At 70.8% G+C, this 16900-nt stretch carries 14 protein-coding genes and 1 pseudogene; 7 read left to right on the top strand and 8 right to left on the bottom strand.

All coding sequences use genetic code 11. The annotated features are described in order from the left end of the window. The first annotated feature begins 93 nt into the window (after positions 1-93). Positions 94-501: a DUF6232 family protein gene (locus KS03_RS03650; RefSeq protein ID WP_015878126.1), complete on the top strand. Its 408-nt coding sequence runs from the start codon at positions 94-96 to the stop codon at positions 499-501. A gap of 770 nt (positions 502-1271) precedes the next feature. Here the strand turns inward: KS03_RS03650 and ltaE are convergent. The 4 genes from ltaE to KS03_RS03630 all read right to left on the bottom strand — a co-directional run bounded on the left by ltaE (position 1272) and on the right by KS03_RS03630 (position 4400). Continuing rightward, a complete protein-coding gene (ltaE, locus tag KS03_RS03645; RefSeq protein WP_015878127.1) occupies positions 1272-2291 on the bottom strand; it encodes a low-specificity L-threonine aldolase in 1020 nt (339 codons plus the stop codon). A 173-nt stretch (positions 2292-2464) separates the two neighbouring features. Continuing rightward, positions 2465-2953 carry a MarR family winged helix-turn-helix transcriptional regulator gene (locus tag KS03_RS03640; RefSeq protein ID WP_015878128.1) on the bottom strand — a complete coding sequence of 163 codons (489 nt, stop codon included), beginning with the start codon at positions 2951-2953 and terminating at the stop codon, positions 2465-2467. A 518-nt stretch (positions 2954-3471) separates the two neighbouring features. Next, positions 3472-4041 carry a YMGG-like glycine zipper-containing protein gene (locus KS03_RS03635; RefSeq protein WP_015878129.1) on the bottom strand — a complete coding sequence of 190 codons (570 nt, stop codon included), beginning with the start codon at positions 4039-4041 and terminating at the stop codon, positions 3472-3474. 17 nt (positions 4042-4058) lie between these two features. Next, positions 4059-4400: a hypothetical protein gene (locus KS03_RS03630; RefSeq protein WP_015878130.1), complete on the bottom strand. Its 342-nt coding sequence runs from the start codon at positions 4398-4400 to the stop codon at positions 4059-4061. 497 nt (positions 4401-4897) lie between these two features. Between KS03_RS03630 and KS03_RS03625 the strand changes: the two genes are divergently transcribed. Genes KS03_RS03625 through KS03_RS03615 form a run of 3 tightly spaced genes read left to right on the top strand, consistent with a single transcriptional unit; the run spans position 4898 to position 7532 of the window. After that, positions 4898-6313 (top strand): cytochrome ubiquinol oxidase subunit I, encoded by a 1416-nt coding sequence (locus tag KS03_RS03625; RefSeq protein WP_015878131.1) that lies wholly within the window; start codon positions 4898-4900, stop codon positions 6311-6313. A gap of 45 nt (positions 6314-6358) precedes the next feature. Next, entirely contained in the window at positions 6359-7366 is a 1008-nt protein-coding gene (gene cydB, locus KS03_RS03620) for a cytochrome d ubiquinol oxidase subunit II (RefSeq protein WP_015878132.1), read from the top strand. Then, entirely contained in the window at positions 7338-7532 is a 195-nt protein-coding gene (locus KS03_RS03615) for a hypothetical protein (RefSeq protein ID WP_015878133.1), read from the top strand. Before cydB ends, KS03_RS03615 begins: the two co-directional genes overlap by 29 nt. 70 nt (positions 7533-7602) lie before the next feature. On the opposite strand, the gene KS03_RS03610 is transcribed toward KS03_RS03615, so the two are convergent. After that, on the bottom strand, positions 7603-8673 hold the full coding sequence (locus tag KS03_RS03610) for a phytoene/squalene synthase family protein (protein WP_015878134.1): 1071 nt from the start codon (positions 8671-8673) through the stop codon (positions 7603-7605). Positions 8674-8885: 212 nt separating this feature from the next. Between KS03_RS03610 and KS03_RS03605 the strand changes: the two genes are divergently transcribed. Beyond that, on the top strand, positions 8886-9173 hold the full coding sequence (locus KS03_RS03605; RefSeq protein WP_015878135.1) for a hypothetical protein: 288 nt from the start codon (positions 8886-8888) through the stop codon (positions 9171-9173). Between the two features lie 103 nt (positions 9174-9276). On the opposite strand, the gene KS03_RS03600 is transcribed toward KS03_RS03605, so the two are convergent. Beyond that, positions 9277-9813 (bottom strand): carboxymuconolactone decarboxylase family protein, encoded by a 537-nt coding sequence (locus tag KS03_RS03600; RefSeq protein ID WP_015878136.1) that lies wholly within the window; start codon positions 9811-9813, stop codon positions 9277-9279. Positions 9814-10218: 405 nt separating this feature from the next. Next, positions 10219-11148 carry a LysR family transcriptional regulator gene (locus KS03_RS03595; RefSeq protein WP_015878137.1) on the bottom strand — a complete coding sequence of 310 codons (930 nt, stop codon included), beginning with the start codon at positions 11146-11148 and terminating at the stop codon, positions 10219-10221. Between the two features lie 197 nt (positions 11149-11345). Between KS03_RS03595 and KS03_RS03590 the strand changes: the two genes are divergently transcribed. Next, entirely contained in the window at positions 11346-12572 is a 1227-nt protein-coding gene (locus KS03_RS03590) for a YbfB/YjiJ family MFS transporter (RefSeq protein ID WP_015878138.1), read from the top strand. A 102-nt stretch (positions 12573-12674) separates the two neighbouring features. Further along, positions 12675-12905, top strand: coding sequence for a hypothetical protein (locus tag KS03_RS03585; RefSeq protein WP_015878139.1), 231 nt, complete (start codon positions 12675-12677; stop codon positions 12903-12905). Between the two features lie 68 nt (positions 12906-12973). On the opposite strand, the pseudogene KS03_RS03580 reads toward KS03_RS03585, so the two are convergent. Next, positions 12974-16869 (bottom strand): annotated as a pseudogene (locus tag KS03_RS03580) (DUF748 domain-containing protein). Between the last annotated feature and the right edge of the window lie 31 nt (positions 16870-16900).

Below are 16900 nucleotides of genomic sequence, written 5' to 3'. Positions count from 1 at the left end.
ATCCCTGATCGCGGTCATTCCGCCGTGTCGCTTTTTCGGGCAGATCCGGCGGGAATTCTGCTACGCTCCCCGTTTTCCACCGGGCATGTCATCATGGAAAACGCATTCAACGAGCAGGGCGTCTCGGTCAATCGCCACGGTCTGTCCTGCGCGGGTCTGGTGTTCGCGCTGCGCGACATCCGCGGCGTCGAGGTCGTGACCGTCGACAAGGACTGGATCGTGCCGGTCGCGATTTCGCTGCTCGGCGTGACCGGACTCGTTGCCGGCCTGCTCCATGCGTCGAGCGCCGCGATCGTGGTGGGCGCGATGCTGATCGTGGTCGGCTGGCTGACGTGGTCCTCGCAGGACGTCACGCACCGGCTGATGGTCGAGACGCCCGAGGGCACGCGGGAAGCCGTGGTCAGCGTCGATCCGGCCTTCCTCGACCGCGTCGCGCAGGCGATTCGCGCCGCGCAGGCCGCTCAGGCTGCGGCACCTTCGCCGGCACCGGCGAAGCGCTGATCCACCCGGCGGCTGGCCGCCGGCCGCCAGCCGTTTCACGCCCCGGCAGTGCGCGCGCTGCCCCCCGCCGCAGCGCTCGCTTCGTTTTCCCGTTCTTCCCTCGTCACCCAGGCCGGCCGCCCCCTGCCAGCCTTGGCGACATCGCGGGCGGGCCACCCGCCGCAGTGGCCGCGAACGCCGGCCGGTCAGACCGTTAGTTGCGAATAAGATCGCGGCCGGTTGCCTTGCGCGCGCCGCGCCGCGCCGCGCCGAGCCGAGCCGAGCCGAGCCGCGCCGAGCCGCGCCGCGCCGAGCCGAGCCGAGCCGAGCCGAGCCGAGCCGCGTCGGACAGCAAGGGTAAGCCTTCCCATCTATCAGCCTCGCTTGCCGATCGTCTTTCGCTGGTCAGCGCGGCCATGGCGAGGCGAGGCCACGCCAGCCAGGTGCACCTCTCACCGAGCCAGCCGCAACGAGCCCGACGTTCGAACCGGAGAATTCCGGGCTCCGAGAGCCGCTCATGCGCCGGCGGCGCCTTGCCGCCCATGCGCGATCGCCACGATGGCGGCGCGCCGCCGCTGATGGTGCCGGCCCGAACGGCCGGCACGGCGCGGGCCGGCTGCGTGAACGCGCGGCGCGAGGCGCGGGGCCCGCCCGCATCGAGGCAACCGCGGGCCTCGGCGCCGAGCGGCGCAATCTCGCCGAAGCGGGCCTCGCGGCGGACCGGACTCGCGCGGCTCGATCACGCCGCGCACCGGCACGCGCGGTGCCCGTCAGCCATCCCGTGGGGCCATTCAGGCCGCTCGCGCCTTCTGCGCGAAATAGGCGCGCACGGCCTCGACGAAGGTGTCGATCCCGTCGGCCGACACGTCGCGATGCGTGACGAAGCGCGAGGCGTACAGCATCTGCGTCAGTATCCCGCGTGCCTTCAGCCAGGCTTCGAGCGGCGCGCAATCGGCGTCGGGGAACTGCGCGAACACCATGTTGGTGGCCTGCGACAGCACCTTCACCTCGTCGATCCGCGCGAGGCCGGCGGCAAGCCGCTCGGCGTTGGCATGATCGTCGACGAGCCGCTCGACGTGGTGATCGAAGGCATACAGACACGCCGCCGCGAGCACGCCGGACTGGCGCATGCCGCCGCCGAGCACCTTGCGCCAGCGGTTGGCCACCTCGATCAGCGCGCGGCTGCCGACCAGCACCGAGCCGACCGGCGCGGCGAGCCCCTTCGAGAAGCAGATCGACACCGAATCGAACGGCGCGCACAGCTCGGCGAGCGGCTTGCCCGAGGCGACCGCGGCATTGCAGACGCGCGCGCCGTCGAGATGGGTCGCCAGGCCGCGGCGGCGCGCGAGCGCGGTCGCCTCGCCGACATAGCCGGCCGGCAGCACCTTGCCGCCGATCGTGTTCTCGAGCGCGAGCAGGCGCGTGCGGGCGAAGTGATTGTCGATCGGCTTGATCGCGGCGGCGATGCGGTCGAGCGGCAGCGTGCCGTCGGCGGCGTTGTCGATCGGCTGGGGCTGGATGCTGCCGAGCACGGCCGCGCCGCCGCCCTCGTACTTGTAGGTGTGCGCCTGCTGGCCGACGATGTACTCGTCGCCGCGCGCGCAATGCGCCATCAGTGCGGCAAGATTGCTCTGCGTGCCGCTCGGAAAGAACAGGCCCGCTTCCTTGCCGGCCCGTTCCGCGACCGCAGCCTGCAGGCGCGCGACGGTCGGATCGTCGCCCCAGACGTCGTCGCCGACTTCGGCGGCGCTCATCGCGGCCAGCATCGGCTGACTCGGGCGAGTCACGGTATCGCTACGTAGATCGATCATGAAATGCGTCCTCGGTGTCGGCCGGGCCGGCAGGCCGGTGCGGCCGTCGTGGTGGCGGGAAAAACCGAGTGTACGCAATCCGGCGTGCCGCCGCGCCCTTTCCGAGCGATATCGGGCACGGACCAGCCGGCGGGACGGCCGCCGTCATCGGCAGGCCGCGCCGCGCACGCCGTTCAGGCGGCGTGCGCCTCTTCCGCGCAGCAGCAGGTGGCGCGGTCGAGGCCGTCGGTCTGAATCACGCGATCGAGGTTCGCGTTCATGCGCGCGAGCAGTCCGGCCAGCTGCCGGCGCTCGTCGTCGCTGAAGCCGTCGAGCGCGACGCGGCTCGCCTCGTCGAGCACCGCCTTGCCGTCGGGCAGCTTGCAATCGGCATCGTTGGTCAGCGAGATCAGGCGGCTGCGCTTGTCGGCCGGATCGGCCACGCGGCAGACCAGCCCGTCGCGCTCCATGCGGTTCAGCAGCTGCGCCATGCTCGGCTGCTCGACCTGCATGCGGCGCGCGAGTTCCGCCTGCGACAGCGCTCCCGCCGTCTTGAGCAGGCTCAGCACCGGCACCTGGCTCATCGCGAAACCAAGTCCGCGCAACGGCCGGTCGACGACGCGCGTGTAGAGACGCGTGGTAAGGCTGACCAGCTTCAACGGGTGTATTAAAGAATCTTCCATCTCGCGAAGGTTCTCTCGAAAATTGAGATTATCAAAACGGGAATCGTGTATTCGCCGTTTTCCGTTTGCGCGCGCATGCGGCCAGAGCAGGGCACCTCTCACGGCGGCGACGCGATCGCCTTTCATTTCCCCGGTATCTCGCTTCGGCCCGGCAGCGAACGGGCCGCGCAATACATCGGGAAAGCCACCTCGGATCGGCGAACCCGGCGGCCGGCGATTCTCCGCCGAATCGCCCGCTACTTCGACTGCACCGCCCTTGCGCACGCATCGTTACCAAGCCAGGACATACGGCGCATATTCGCGGATCGCCAAACGAGATAACGACACAGCTTCGTCACGCTATAGCGCCGGAACCGCCATGAATTTGAGCGGGATCAAACTTTATCGATGAGGTGGTCGTGGATCGGCAAAATGCATCGCGGCCATGCCGAATCTTCGGCATGCCTTCACGACGGATGCGCCGCGATAGCGGCGCCCGGCATGAGGCGCGGCATCGGCAGGCGCCGGCCCGCGCCCGGTCAGTCCGGCGGCGGCATGTCGGGCGGCGGCGGCGGCGTGTAGCCGCCCGGCGCGGGACCGCCGCGATAGCCGCCACCACCTCCATAGCCGCCGCCGTAGCCCTCGTCGTCGCGGCTGCGCACGCGGCCCGGCACCGGCACGCGGTCGCCGGCCGCGTACATGCATTGCAGGTAGGCGGAGTCGTAGCGGCGCTGCACGTCGTAGGCCGAGCCCTGCGCGCTGCCCATGCCGACCACGCTGCCGGCCAGCAGCCCGGCGCCCGCGCCGATCGCCGCGCCGCGGCCGCCGTTGAAGGCCGCGCCGGCGGCCGCCCCAAGCGCGGTGCCTACCGCCGCGCTGCCGAGCGCGCTCGCGGCGGCGGCCTGATCCGACGACACGCCGCCCACCTGGCGGGCGGCGTATTGGCGGCAGTTGCCGTCGTCGACCTGGAACTGGTCGAACGTCTTGCCGGTGCCGGGCAGCGCCATCACGCTGGGCCCGGGCGGCACCATCGCGCAGGCGCCGAGCAGGCCGGCACCCGCGGCGGCGGCGAGCGCCCAGCGCCCGCCGCGGCGAATTTCGAATCTCATCGGTGTTCTCGTCATGGTCATTGCGGGCGGGCCGGCACTTCGCGCCAGCCTGACGGGCAGGTCTTCACGTAGGGGTAGTAACGCTTCGACGCGCTGCAGTAGTACCAGGAGCCGGGATCGAGCGGCGGCGCGCCGGCGGCCTCGGCCGGCGGCCCGCCCTGCTCGACATATTCGGGCGGCGGGCCGGGATCGAGCGGCACCGCAACCACCGGCGGCGGCGCGTAATAGACGGGTGGCGGATACCAGTAGCCGCCCCAGCCGGGGCCGATGTACACCCCCACCCGCGCCGCCTGGGCGGCGCTCGTGGCGCTCACGGCGGCAAGCGCCGCGACGCCGAGCACGATTTTCAGTTTGCTCACTTCACGCTCCGGGAAAAACGGGGTCGCTGCCCCGCGTCTTGTCGATACCCGAGACGCTACCCGGCGGCCGCACGCCGTCCGTTACGAGTCTGCGCAGCGATTTTGCGGACCGTTACATTCGTGATCGTGGCGTGGCAAAACCGCGCGAATTGGTGTGCCTTGAATTCGCTCGTAACGCGGGGAAACAATCGGCGCGGCATCGCGCCTGTCGTCCTCGCGCGCCCTACGCAGCGGTTGATTGCCGCAGGTGCGGCAGACAACCGCATTTCGACGCACGCACCCGAACTCGAACTTTTTTGATTTATATCAATGCTTTATCTCAATATTGATTGGGAACAGGAAATGCAGCGACTCTGAGTGCGACGAGTTGGCACATTTCGGACGCCGATCCTGCTCGCAATACTGCGTGCATCCCCGCTGCCGCAGCGCATCGCGCGGCCACGGGAGGGCCGCCCGGCAACCGCTCGCGGCCGTCGCACGTTCCCGGTCAAACGCTCATGGAAACCGCTTTTTCGGCCCTGGATCTGGCCCGCCTGCAGTTCGCCTTCACCGTCTCGTTCCACATCGTGTTCCCCGCGCTCAGCATCGGGCTCGCGAGCTTCATTGCCGTGCTCGAATACCGCTGGCTGAAAACGGGCCTGCCCCATTACAAGACGCTCTGCCTCTACTGGTCGAAGATCTTCGCGGTCGCGTTCGGCATGGGCGTGGTCTCCGGTGTGGTGATGAGCTACGAGTTCGGCACCAACTGGGGCGGCTTCTCGAGCTTCGCCGGCGCCGTCACCGGCCCGCTGCTGATGTACGAGGTCATGACCGCGTTCTTCCTGGAGGCCGGCTTCCTCGGCATCATGCTGTTCGGCTGGAACCGCGTGAGCGCGCGCGCGCACTTCGGCGCCACGCTGATGGTGGCGATCGGCACGCTGATCTCGACCTTCTGGATCCTCGCCTCGAACAGCTGGATGCAGACGCCGCAGGGCTTCGAGATCGTCGGCGGCCGCGTGGTGCCGACCGACTGGTTCAAGATCGTCTTCAACCCGTCGTTCCCGTACCGGCTCGCCCACATGGCGATCGCGGCATTCATCGTCGCCGCGCTGGTGGTGGCGGCCACCGGCGCCTGGCATCTGCTCAAGGGCCGCCGCGACAAGAGCGTCACCACCATGTTCTCGATGGCGCTCGGCCTGCTGCTGATCCTCGCGCCGCTCCAGGCAGTGGTCGGCGACCAGCACGGCATCAACACGCTCAAGTACCAGCCGGCCAAGATCGCCGCGATCGAGGGGTTGTGGGACACCGAGCCGGGCGGCACCGCGCTGAACCTGTTCGGCATCCCCGACATGCAGGCCGAGACCACGCGCTATGCGCTGCAGGTGCCGCACCTGGGCAGCCTGATCCTCACGCACAGCTGGAACGGCGAGATCCGCGGCCTGAAGAGCTTCGCGCCCGAGGATCGCCCGAACTCGACGCTGGTGTTCTGGACCTTCCGCGTGATGGTGGCGCTCGGCTTCGCGATGATCGGCTTCGCGCTGGCGGGCTGGCTGCTGCGCCGGCGCGGCCGCCTGTACGAGGCGCGCTGGTTCCACCGGCTCGCGCTGGTGATGGGGCCGAGCGGCTTCGTCACGCTGCTGGCCGGCTGGATCACGACCGAGGCCGGGCGCCAGCCGTGGGTGGTGTACGGCGTGATGCGCACCGCCGATGCCGCCTCGCCGCTCAGCACGCAGCAGGTGGGGCTGTCGCTGATGACGTTCGTGCTGGTCTACTTCCTCGTGTTCGGCACCGGCATCTACTACCTGCTCAAGCTGATCGACGCGGGCCCGGCGCTGCCCGATGCGCCGCACACGGGCAGCCACGCCGGTACGCACGGCGAGCAGTCGGGCCGGCGCCCGCTGTCGGCCCCGGACCAGCCGATCGACGCCGCCTGAGCGCCGCCACGACACGAACCGCATCCGGAAGCACAAGGAACTCTCATGGACGTCACCGTCATCTGGGCCGCGATCATCGCCCTCGGCCTTTTCATGTACGTGGTGCTCGACGGCTTCGACCTGGGCATCGGCATCGTCTTTCCGTTCTTTCCCGACGAGCGCGAGCGCGACCTGATGATGAGCACGGTCGCGCCGGTCTGGGACGGCAACGAGACCTGGCTCGTGCTGGGCGGCGCGGGCCTGTTCGCGGCCTTCCCGATCGTCTACGCGACGGTGCTGCCGGCGCTCTACCTGCCGCTCGTCTTCATGCTGGTATGTCTGATCTTCCGCGGCGTGTCGTTCGAGCTGCGCGCCAAGGCGCGCCGCACCAAGCACCTGTGGGATCTCGCGTTCATCGGCGGCTCGGCCGGCGCGACGTTCTTCCAGGGCATCGCGCTCGGCGCCTACCTGCAGGGCATTCCGGTGGCCGACGGCCGCTTCGCCGGCGAAGCGTTCGGCTGGCTCACGCCGTTCTCGCTGCTCACCGGCCTCGGGCTCGTCGCCACCTATGCGCTGCTCGGCTGCTGCTGGCTGGTGGCGAAGACCGAGGGCGACCTGCAGCGCCGCCTGCACCGCGTGGTGTGGCCGCTCACCGTGGTGCTGCTCGCGCTGATCGGCATCGTCAGCGTCTGGACGCCGCTGCAGGAGCCGGCCGTGGCCCAGCGCTGGTTCGGCTCGGGCCTGTTCGCCTACCTGATGCCGGTGCCGTTCCTGGTGGCGGCCTGCGGCGCGTGGATGTACCGCGCCGTGCGCGCGCGGCGTGATACGCTGCCCTTCGTGCTCGCGCTGGCGATCGTCGCGCTCGGCTATCTCGGGCTGCTGGTGAGCCTGTTCCCGTATGCGATCCCGCGCAGCGTCACGCTGTGGGAAGCGGCCGCGCCGCGTTCGAGCCAGATCTTCACGCTGGTGGGCGCCGCGGTGATCCTGCCGATCATCATCGGCTACACCACGATGGGTTACTGGGTATTCCGGGGCAAGATCCGCCATGAAGACCAGCACAACTACCACCACTGAGCCGCCGGCCGGCGGCCGCCGCTCGCGCGCTGCACGCCGCCCGGGCCGCCTGCCCGGCTGGGCCTGGTTCGTGCTGCTGTGGCTCGGCGGCGTGGCCGGCGCGCTCGCGCTCGGCTACGCGTTCAAGATCTTCATGAACCTCACGCTGTTCGCGGTCACGAAGTGAAGAATGAATGGAACGCCGCGCCGCGCGAGCGCCGGCGGGAGGGCGATGGCGGCAGGAACAGACTCGAGCGTCAGCGGTGCCGCGTCACCTGCGAGGCGTCGATCACGCGCTCGATCTCGCCGATCATCCGGTCGAACCAGCGCCGCAGGCAGCCGTTCGACAGCGAACGCGGGATCGACCACGCGATCACCTTGTAGACGTCGTTGCGGCGCACCTTCGACGCATGGCCCGGTGCGAGCCACGCGTCGTTGACCACCAGCAGCCGCAGCGTCATCAGCCCGATCGCGATCGGCCAGATGCAGGCAAGGCGCAGCCGCATCGCGGTGGGAGGGATCGCGAACGTGTAGTCAATCGCCGCTCGAAAGTGTCCGAGCGCGACGCGCACCAGTTCGAGCATCACCGGCCGCGCCAGACGCGATGCGTCGCTGCCGAGCAGGTCGGCCGGCGCGATGCGCTCGCGCATGAGACGGTCGGCGGGCAGGTAGCACCGGCCGATCCGCAGGTCCTTGGCCGCGTCGCGCAGCACGTTCGTCAGCTGCAGCGCCTTGCCGAAGCGGATGCCGAGCGCCTTCATGGTGTCGGCGTCGCGCTGCAGCACGCCCGGCTGATGCGCGAGCGTCATGGTGGTCCAGAATTCGCCGACGCAGCCGGCCACCAGGTAGGTGTAGCGATCGAGCGCCGCGCCGTCGGGCAGCGCGGCGTGCTGACCCGAGGTCTCGTCCGGAAACGTGACGAGGTCGAACTCCATGCCCTGCGTGAGCGTGGTCACGATGCCGCGTACCGCCGCGCGATCGGTCTCGTCGAGCTGCGCGAGGATCGCGAGCGCCGGACCGAGCGATTCGAGCAGCACATTCTCGTCCGATTCGGTCTGCTGGCTCGCGACTTCCGCCGCGATCGTGCGCAGCGCCGCCGGGTCGGGGGTGCCGTTCACCTGCTCGCGCAGCGACAGCAGCCATTCGAGGCGCCGGGCCGGCGGCAGCAGCGAGGTGTCGGCGATGGTGTCGGCCGCGCGCGCCAGCAGGTAGGCCAGGCCGATCGGATCGCGCATGCCGGCGGGCAGCACGGCCAGCGTCAGGTAGAACGAGCGCGATACCCCTTTCAGCAGGGGGCCGAGCAGATACGCGCGGGAGGCTTGGGTCATGCGAAATTCGGGTCGTCGTGAAAACGGGCTGCCGCATTGTATCCGGCAAACCAGCGGCGGCCGCCGGCCCCGGCGCGGCCGGCGCCTGGTTTATGCGCAAAAACTCTTATTTTTTAGATAACGCAGCGGTGCGATCGGCAACGCCGGGCACCCGCTCGGGCACCGCGATGCGTACAATCGCACCCATTTGATTGGGATGACGGGTGCCGACGATGGCCATGAAGAAAACGGATCTGGAAAAGAACAAGGCGCTGAAGCTCACGCAGGCGATGAAGCAGTCGGGCTCGGCGCGCTTTGGCAAGGCCAGCGCCGACGCGGCGGCGCTCGACCGGCGCGAGCGCCGCCGCATCGAACAGGCGCAGGGCCTCGTGCCGTTCGCCTGCAAGCTCAATGTCGAACTGGTGGCGGACCTGCAAAAGCACGCGGCCGGCCATCCGGAAGGCATGACCGGCCTGCTGACCGAGTTGCTGACGGCCGGCCTCGCGCAACGCACGCAGTAAGCCGCGGCGGGCGCCCAGGCGGCGTTGGTGCCGCCTGAGCGCCCGCCGCGCGGCACGGCAGCCGCCGCCGCGTGCTTCCCGCCGGCCGCTCGTGCAGCGCCACTCACTTCACGGCCGGGAAATCCAGCGTCGTATCGTTCGCGCGATTGATCAGGTTCGTGAACGTGATCGACGTGATCGCGAGGCTCACCTCCACCACCTGCCGCTCCGTGAAACCCGCCGCGATGAAGCGCTCGAACGCGTCGGCGGGCACCGTGCCGCGCGTCGTCACGAGCGTGCGCACGAAGGCCACCAGCGCATCGCGCCTGGCGTCGCCGGTCGGCTCGCCGGCGCGCACCTGCTGCATCGTCTCGGGCGACAGCCCGGCGAACTTGCCGGCCAGCGTGTGCGCGGCGACGCAGTAGTCACAGCCGGCCGCCTCGCTGACGGCGAGCTTGATCGTCTCGATCTCGGCCTTGCCGAGCGTGCCGCCGGCGACGAGCGCATCGACGCCGAGCATCGCGGCGAGTGCCTCCGGATGATGCGTGCCGATCGTCGCGTAGGCGTTCGGCACCTTGCCGACGGCCTTGCGGATCTTCGCGAACACCTCCGCGGCGGCACCGGTGGCGTCGGCAGGGGCGAGGGTGGAAAGACGGGACATGATGGACTCCTGGGATTGGTTGGCCGGCTTCGCCGGCTTCGTCACGGCTGTGACGGTGAAGCCAGTGTAGGCCCGCACCGGGAGCCCATGAATGCCTGAATTCCTCATATTCATGCTCGTTCGTCTCACCCGCTCCGGCCTCGCCGTTTGGCCAATGGACGGGGGACTCGATTCGCACGAGTCGCGACGATCGGGCATGGCAGGCGCCCGACGCGCGCCTTTCCAGACGCTCGCCTTTCCTTTGGCATTCTGATTTATTGCGCGAAATGCGCGCCGCCTCGAACCGCGCAAGCGTGCCGCCCGCCGCCAGCGGATCGGGTCATCGCGCGTGCCCGGGCGGGCGGTCGATGACACGGCAGCGGAGCGGCCGGCGCCGGGGCGGCGCGGCCAGCCGGGCACCAGACCTCAGGCCGGCACCGCCCGGGGCTCGATGCCACGGCGCCCGCGCCGCGGCGCCGCCGTCGACTGCCGGTAGGCCTGCCGCGCCATCTGCAGGAACGCCGTCATCGCGCTCGATACGTAGGCGTCCTCGCGCCGCACGAACAGCGTCTCGACCTGCGCCAGCGCCTTCGGCACGCGGTGGATCGAGACGTCGCCGGCCGCCACCGCGTCGGCCACCACGCCCTTGGGCAGCAGCGTGATGCCCACCCCGGCCGCCACGCAGCTGACGATCGCGTCCAGCGAGCCGAATTCGAGCGGCTTGGCCACCACGATGCCCATCCCGGCCAGGAACGCTTCGAGCCGCTGCCGGTACGAGCAGCCGAACTGGAACACCACCGTCTTCAGGTCCGGCCGGCCGGCCAGCTCCTTCGCGGAGCGCACCGCGGGGCCCGCCACCAGCACCAGCTCCTCGCTGAACATCGTCTCGGCATGCAGCGCCGGATGGTGAATCGGGCCGGCCACGAAGGCTCCGTCGAGCCGGTAGTCGATCACGTCCTGCATCAGCCCCGAGGTGGTGCCCGAATTGACCACGAGCCGCACTTCCGGCCAGCGGCGCGCGAAATCGGTCAGCAGCGGCGAGAGCCGCAACGCCATGGTGGTTTCCAGCGTGCCGAGCGCGAGCGTGCCGGTAGGCTCGCCGCCATCGGCGGCGGCGGCGCGTGCCTCGTTGACGAGCTGCGCGATGCGGCCGACGAACGGCAGCATCCGCTGCGCGGCCGGCGTGACGGTCACGCCGCGCGCATGACGCTGGAACAGCGCGATGCCGAGTTCGTCCTCCAGCGCACGAATCCGCGCGGTCACGTTCGACTGCACCGTGTGCAGTTCGGCCGCCGCCTTGCTCATGCTGCCATGGCGCGCTACGGCTTCGAAGGTCTTCAGGTCGGCAAGATCCATGATCGGAAAAGCGGAACGCTTCGTGGGCTATCGACGCGACGATTGTAGCGAGCCCGCCGCCGCGCCGGGCAACGGCCGCTCGGCGCGACCGCCATCTCTGTTTCAGATGGCTCCCATCTTGATAATTCAATTCTATGAATCAACGGCCGCGAGTAGGCTCGAGCCATCCAGGTTTCGAATCGAGCGAAGGAGGGACGATGCCACGCGAAGCGGAATGCTCCGCCCACGCCGGGCGCGACGCGCGCGGCGTGCAGGTCTGGCGCGCCACCCTGTCCGGATTCTGCGCGAGCCTGGTGGGTATCGGGCTCGCGCGTTTCGCCTACACCCCGCTGCTGCCGGCGATCGTCGACGCGCACTGGTTCGCGCCGTCGCTGGCCGCCTATCTCGGCGCGGCCAATCTGGCCGGCTACCTGCTCGGCGCGCTGACGGGCCGCCAGGCCGCCGCGCGAGCCGGCGTCACGCTCACGCTGCGCGCGATGATGCTGCTCGCGACGGTGGCGTTCCTCGCCTGCGCGTATCCGCTCTCGTTCGCCTGGTTCTTCGGCTGGCGCCTGCTCGCCGGGCTGGCCGGCGGCGCACTGATGGTGCTGGCCGCGCCCACCGTGCTGCAGCAGGTCCCCGCCTCGCGGCGCGGCCTGACGAGCGGCGTGATCTTCATGGGCGTGGGGGTGGGCGTGGTGGCCTCGGGCACGGTCGTGCCGCTGCTGCTGCAGCGCGGCCTGCCGGCCACCTGGGCCGGCCTCGGGCTGCTCTCGCTCGCGCTCACGGCGCTCGCCTGGCACGGCTGGCCGCACGAGGCCGCGCCGCAGGCCGCCCCCGCCGCGCCGGCACGGCATCGCCACCCAGGCGCGACGCGCCCGCTGCGCGCGCTCTACGCCGAATACGCGCTGAACGCGGCCGGCTGGGTGCCGCACATGATCTTCCTGGTCGACTACGTCACGCGCGGCCTCGGCCAGAGCCTGCAGGTGGGCGCCGCATACTGGGTGCTGTTCGGCATCGGCGCCACGCTCGGGCCGGTGGTGGCGGGTGCGCTGGCCGACCGGATCGGCTTCGGCAACGCGCTGCGGCTCGCGTTCGTGCTCGAGATCGGCGGCGTGGCGATCCCGGCGCTCGGGCTCGGCGCCTCCTGGCTGATGCTGTCGAGCGTGGTGGTGGGCGCGTTCGTCACCGGCACCGTGCCGCTCGTGCTCGGCCGCCTGCACGAGCTGCTCGCGCACCATCCGGCGCGACGCGATCCGGCCTGGCGCACCGCCACGGCCGGCTTCGCGCTGTGCCAGGCGCTCGCCGCCTACGGGCTGTCCTACGTGTTCTCGCATCATGGCGGCGATTACCGTCTGCTGTTCGCGATCGGCACGGCGTCGATGCTGCTGGCGCTGCTGATCGACCTGGCCGCCGGCTTGCCGCGGCGTGACGCGCAAGCCTGACGCACGCGCTGGGGCGCGCGCGGCCGCGAAACTTTTTTTTCCGGGTTGGCGAACGACTATTGACGTGCGATAAGCGGGTTTTCCCTTATTCGGAGCCCGACGATGGCCACGCTCGAAGCGTTCCGCTCCGTGCTAGACGACACACGCACGCCGGAAATCATCCGCAATCACATCATCGATTCGCTGCATTACGCGCTGCGCAACTACGGCCAGGTGTTTACCGTCAAGGAAGTGGAATGGCTGAGCGGGTGGGACGACGCGCGGATCCCGCTCGCGGCGCGCAAGGAGCTGGCCAGGCGCGAGCCGGCACCGGCCGCCGCGACGGGACGCTGAGGCGGCGTCCAAGCCAAGCTGCCGCCGCCGGCGTCGGCCGCCTCCGCGCGACGTGCCGGCCGCGCGCCTCACCTGAGTCCGAAGTCCACGCGGGTGGTCGCGCCCTTGTCCTCGATGCCGCTCGCGTCGAGCTTCGGCGCGACGACGAACATGCGGCTCGCGCCCACCTTGGCGTCCAGATACTCGCGCACCGCCTGCGCGCGCGCCTGGGCCAGGCCGCGCAGGCTCGCCTCGTTCACCGGTGCGTGGTCCGCCAGCGCCTGCCGCATCTCGGCATCGGGCAGCGTCTTCTGCAGGCCGATCAGGTTGCGCGGCTTCTTGAAGTCGGCCGCCTTGTAGGCGCGCGTCAGGTAGGTCGAGGCTTCGTCCGGGGCCACCGTGAGCGTCCTCGGATCGACGCTCTCGCCCCGCCCCACCCGGTCCTCGAACTTCTGCTGGCGCACCAGCCGCTCGACGTAGGCCGCGCGCAGGCCCGGCTCGTCGCGTGCGGGATCGACGCGGCCCGTCAGGTCGAGGCGCAGCGAGGGCTTCTCGGCCAGCAGCCCGGCGACGGTGTCGAGCTTGCGCTGCGCGGCGTCGGACAGCGTCGCGCGCCCCGGCGCGAATTCCACGTAGCCGAGCTCCTCGCCGCCGCCGCCGAACGCGCTCGCGAGCAGCGAGAACGGCGCCGTCACGGCCTTCTTCAGCAGGTTCAGCACCGCATGCCAGATCAGCCCGCCGACGCTGAATTCCGGGTTCGACAGCGAGCCCGACACCGGGATGTTCACGTCGATCTCGCCGCGCGAGTTCTTCAGCAGCGAGATCGCGAGGCGCACCGGCAGCTTCGTGGCCGTCTCGTTGTCGACGTGGTCGCCGAACGTGAGCTGGTCGATGAAGATGTGGTTGTTGGCGCTGAGCCGATCGTCCGCGAGCTGGTAGTGCAGGTCGACGTTGAGCTTGCCCTTCGTGATCGGATAGCCCGCGTACTTGGCCGAGTACGGCGTGAGGTTGGTCAGCTCGATGCCGTGCGCCGAGGCCGTCAGGTCGAGCGCCGGCTTGGCGATCAGCGGGTTCACCGAGCCCTGGATCGAGATCGGGCCGTTGCCCTCGAGGCTCGCGCCGATGTCGACGGGCGCGGCGGCCTGCGACTCGGTGCCGAACGCGCCGACGGTGCCCTCGATCGCGACCAGGTCGGCCGTGTAGTTCGGGCGGATGAAGTTGTCGGTGTAGCTCACGCGGCCGTCCGCAGCACCAGTTCGCCCACGCGTATCCGCACCGGCCGGCTCGGCGCCGGCGCGGCCGTCACGATCGCGGAGGCGGAAGCCGGGGTGGAAGCCGGCGCGGCGGCCGCGGCAGTGGTTGCGGACACAACGGCTGCGGGTGCCACCGGGGCGGCGCCCGAGGCCGGCGGCGCGCTCGCGGCCGCCACCGCGGAGGCGCCCGGCGAGAGCGGCAGCGGCTGCGCGCCGCCCGCGTCGCGCGTCAGCGAGTGGGCCGGGCCGCTCTGCTTGGCCACCACGTCGTTGAGGTTCAGCCGCCCCTGTGCGTCGAGCAGCACGCGGCCGTAGAAGTTCGCGAAGCTCACGCGCGCGACGTCCAGGTCGGTGCCGCGCGCGCTGTCGTAATCCGCCTTCAGGTTCGACAGCGCGAGCGAGCGCCAGCCCGCGAACGGGTCCGACGAGGCCTTGTCGAGCAGCCGCACGTCGAGCAGCGCGAGATCGCCGCGATAGGACGCCCGGGTGGCCGCGCCGCCCTGCGACACCGCGAGGTCGCCGCTCGCGTCGAGCCGCGCGCTGGCGATCGTCGCGTTGAGCGCGCTGCCGAAGTACGGCTCGAACGCGGCCGCGTCGAGCCGCTTGCCGTCGATGCGCAGGCGCGCGTCGAGCGGCACGGCGCGCAGCTCGCCGGCGACCTCGACGCTGCCCTTGCGGTTCAGCGTGGCATGCAGCGACAGCGGCAGCGGCTTCGACAGATCGTCGCCGATCGGGCCGAGCTTCAGCGTCAGCGGCGAGAACGCCAGCCTCACCGGGCGCGGCGTCGAGAAATCGGTGAAGCTGGCCTGCCCATCGGTCAGGTTCAGCGCGCCGATGCGGTAGTGCCACGGCGCGGCGGCTTCGGCGCCGCGATCGAGATGCGCACGGCCGCCACGGGCACCGGGCGCCGGCTCGCGCGCCGTGGCCGGCCCGGCCAGCGACGCCAGATCGATCTGGCCGTCCTTGAGCCGCGCCACCTCGGCCGACAGCCCGTCCAGATCGATGCTCGCGACCTCGGCGCGGCGCGCGCCGAGGTCGATGCGCGTGAGGCCGACGCGGGCCTTCGATAGCGCGATCACCGGCCCCTTCGCATACGGCGCGCCGAGCTCGAGCGCGCTCAGCGTCAGCGTGCTCGGGCCGATGTTGGCCGCGAGCGGCGCCTTCGACCAGTCGGCGAACGCATCGACGCTCGCGCCGAGCTTGCCGGCAATCAGCTTGGCCCGGCTCGCGCCGGCCAGATATGGCGCGAACGCCGGCAGCGCGAGCGCGTCGAGCGCCAGATGACCGCCCGCCTGCCGCTGCGCGAGGCTGAACGCGCCGGCCGCGCGCAGCGCGCCGCCCTGCGCGAGCGAGGTGGAGACCCAGAACTTCGCCGGCTGGCGGCCCTGCAGCGTGAAGCCGGTGAGCGTGGTGGTCAGGTTCTGGAGCGTGAGCGCGGCCGGCGGCGACACCGAGGCATCGCTGAGGCGGATCGTGCCGCCGTCGATCGCGAGGCGCGCGATCGTGAGGTCGAGGGGCCGCGGCGGCGCCGTCGCGGCGGGGGGCGTGCTGGCCGGGGCCGGGGCGGCGGCCGCTTCACTCGTCGGTGCCTCGGCGGCCGCGGCGGACCAGGCAGCCGCCTGCGGCGAGGCGCCGGGCGCAGCCGGCGCCCCCTGCGCCGCCGCGAGCCGCTGCACGTTCAGCATGCCTGCCGCGTCGCGCGTCAGCGTCAGCACCGGCGCCGCCACGCGGATCTCGTCGAAATGCAGCGCGCGGCGCAGCGGTTCGAGCGAGGCGGCGGCCACCTGCAGGCGGCGCGCCGCGAAAAGCGGCCGGCCCCGCGCATCGGCCAGGTCCGCGTCGGCCAGATCGACGCGGCCCGATACGCGCAGCGTGCGGGCGTCGCCGTCCATCGCGAAGCTCACCGCCAGATCGCTCGACAGCCGGCCCGACTTCACCTCGACGGGCAGTCTGGCCGGTACGTAGGACAGCAGCTTCGGCACGTCCAGCCCGTCGAACTTCAGGTTGATCCGCGACTCGCGCGAACGCGCGAACGGCTTGGTGCGGCCGTCGATCGCGATCGGGCTGCCGTCGAGCCGCAGCCGCAGCGTCGGCTGCACGAAGAGGTCGGCCTTCGACGCCAGCGTCGCGATGAACGGCACGCCGAGCGTCAACTGGTCCACCGTGTGCCGCACGCCGAGCAGCCGGTCGTCGAAATCGATCCGGCCCTGGTTGATCTGGATGTTCGACACGGAAAAGCGCGCCGGCCCCGACGACGGCTGCGGGGACGGTTTCGAGAATGTCTCGATCAGGTCGCTGACATTGAAGCGCTGCGCATCGTAGCGGACCAGATGCAGGCGCGGCGAGTCGATCCGCACCTCGTCGACGATCGGCGCGCCGCGCAGCAGCGAGGTCCATGCCGGCCGCACGACCAGCTTCGCGATATCGAGGAACGGGCCGCCGCCGGCCGGCTCGCCCAGACGAATGCCGTCGGCCTCGAGCCGCAGCGTGTAGGGATTGAGCGCGATCCGGGCGATCCGGGCCGGGCGGCCGAGCTGGCGGCTCAGCTGCTGCTCGGCGAAGTGGCAAATCAGCGGCGGGGCCGCGAAAAAGCCGAGCAGGCCGAACAGCACGAGGAGCGCCGCCATGCCGGCCACGACGCGCCGGGTGCGGCGCGCGCGAAGCAGGCCGCCCAGCCTGCGGGCAAGTCGGGAACGGAGCGCGTCGGAGTGCTTTGTCTGGATACGGGTCATGCAAGCGATGCTGGTGAAGCGACGGCGGACG

It is taken from the genome of Burkholderia glumae LMG 2196 = ATCC 33617 (genome assembly GCF_000960995.1).
Lineage (GTDB): Bacteria > Pseudomonadota > Gammaproteobacteria > Burkholderiales > Burkholderiaceae > Burkholderia > Burkholderia glumae.
Note: the sequence above shows the minus strand (reverse complement) of the source record. Positions and strands in the feature narration are given on the sequence as shown.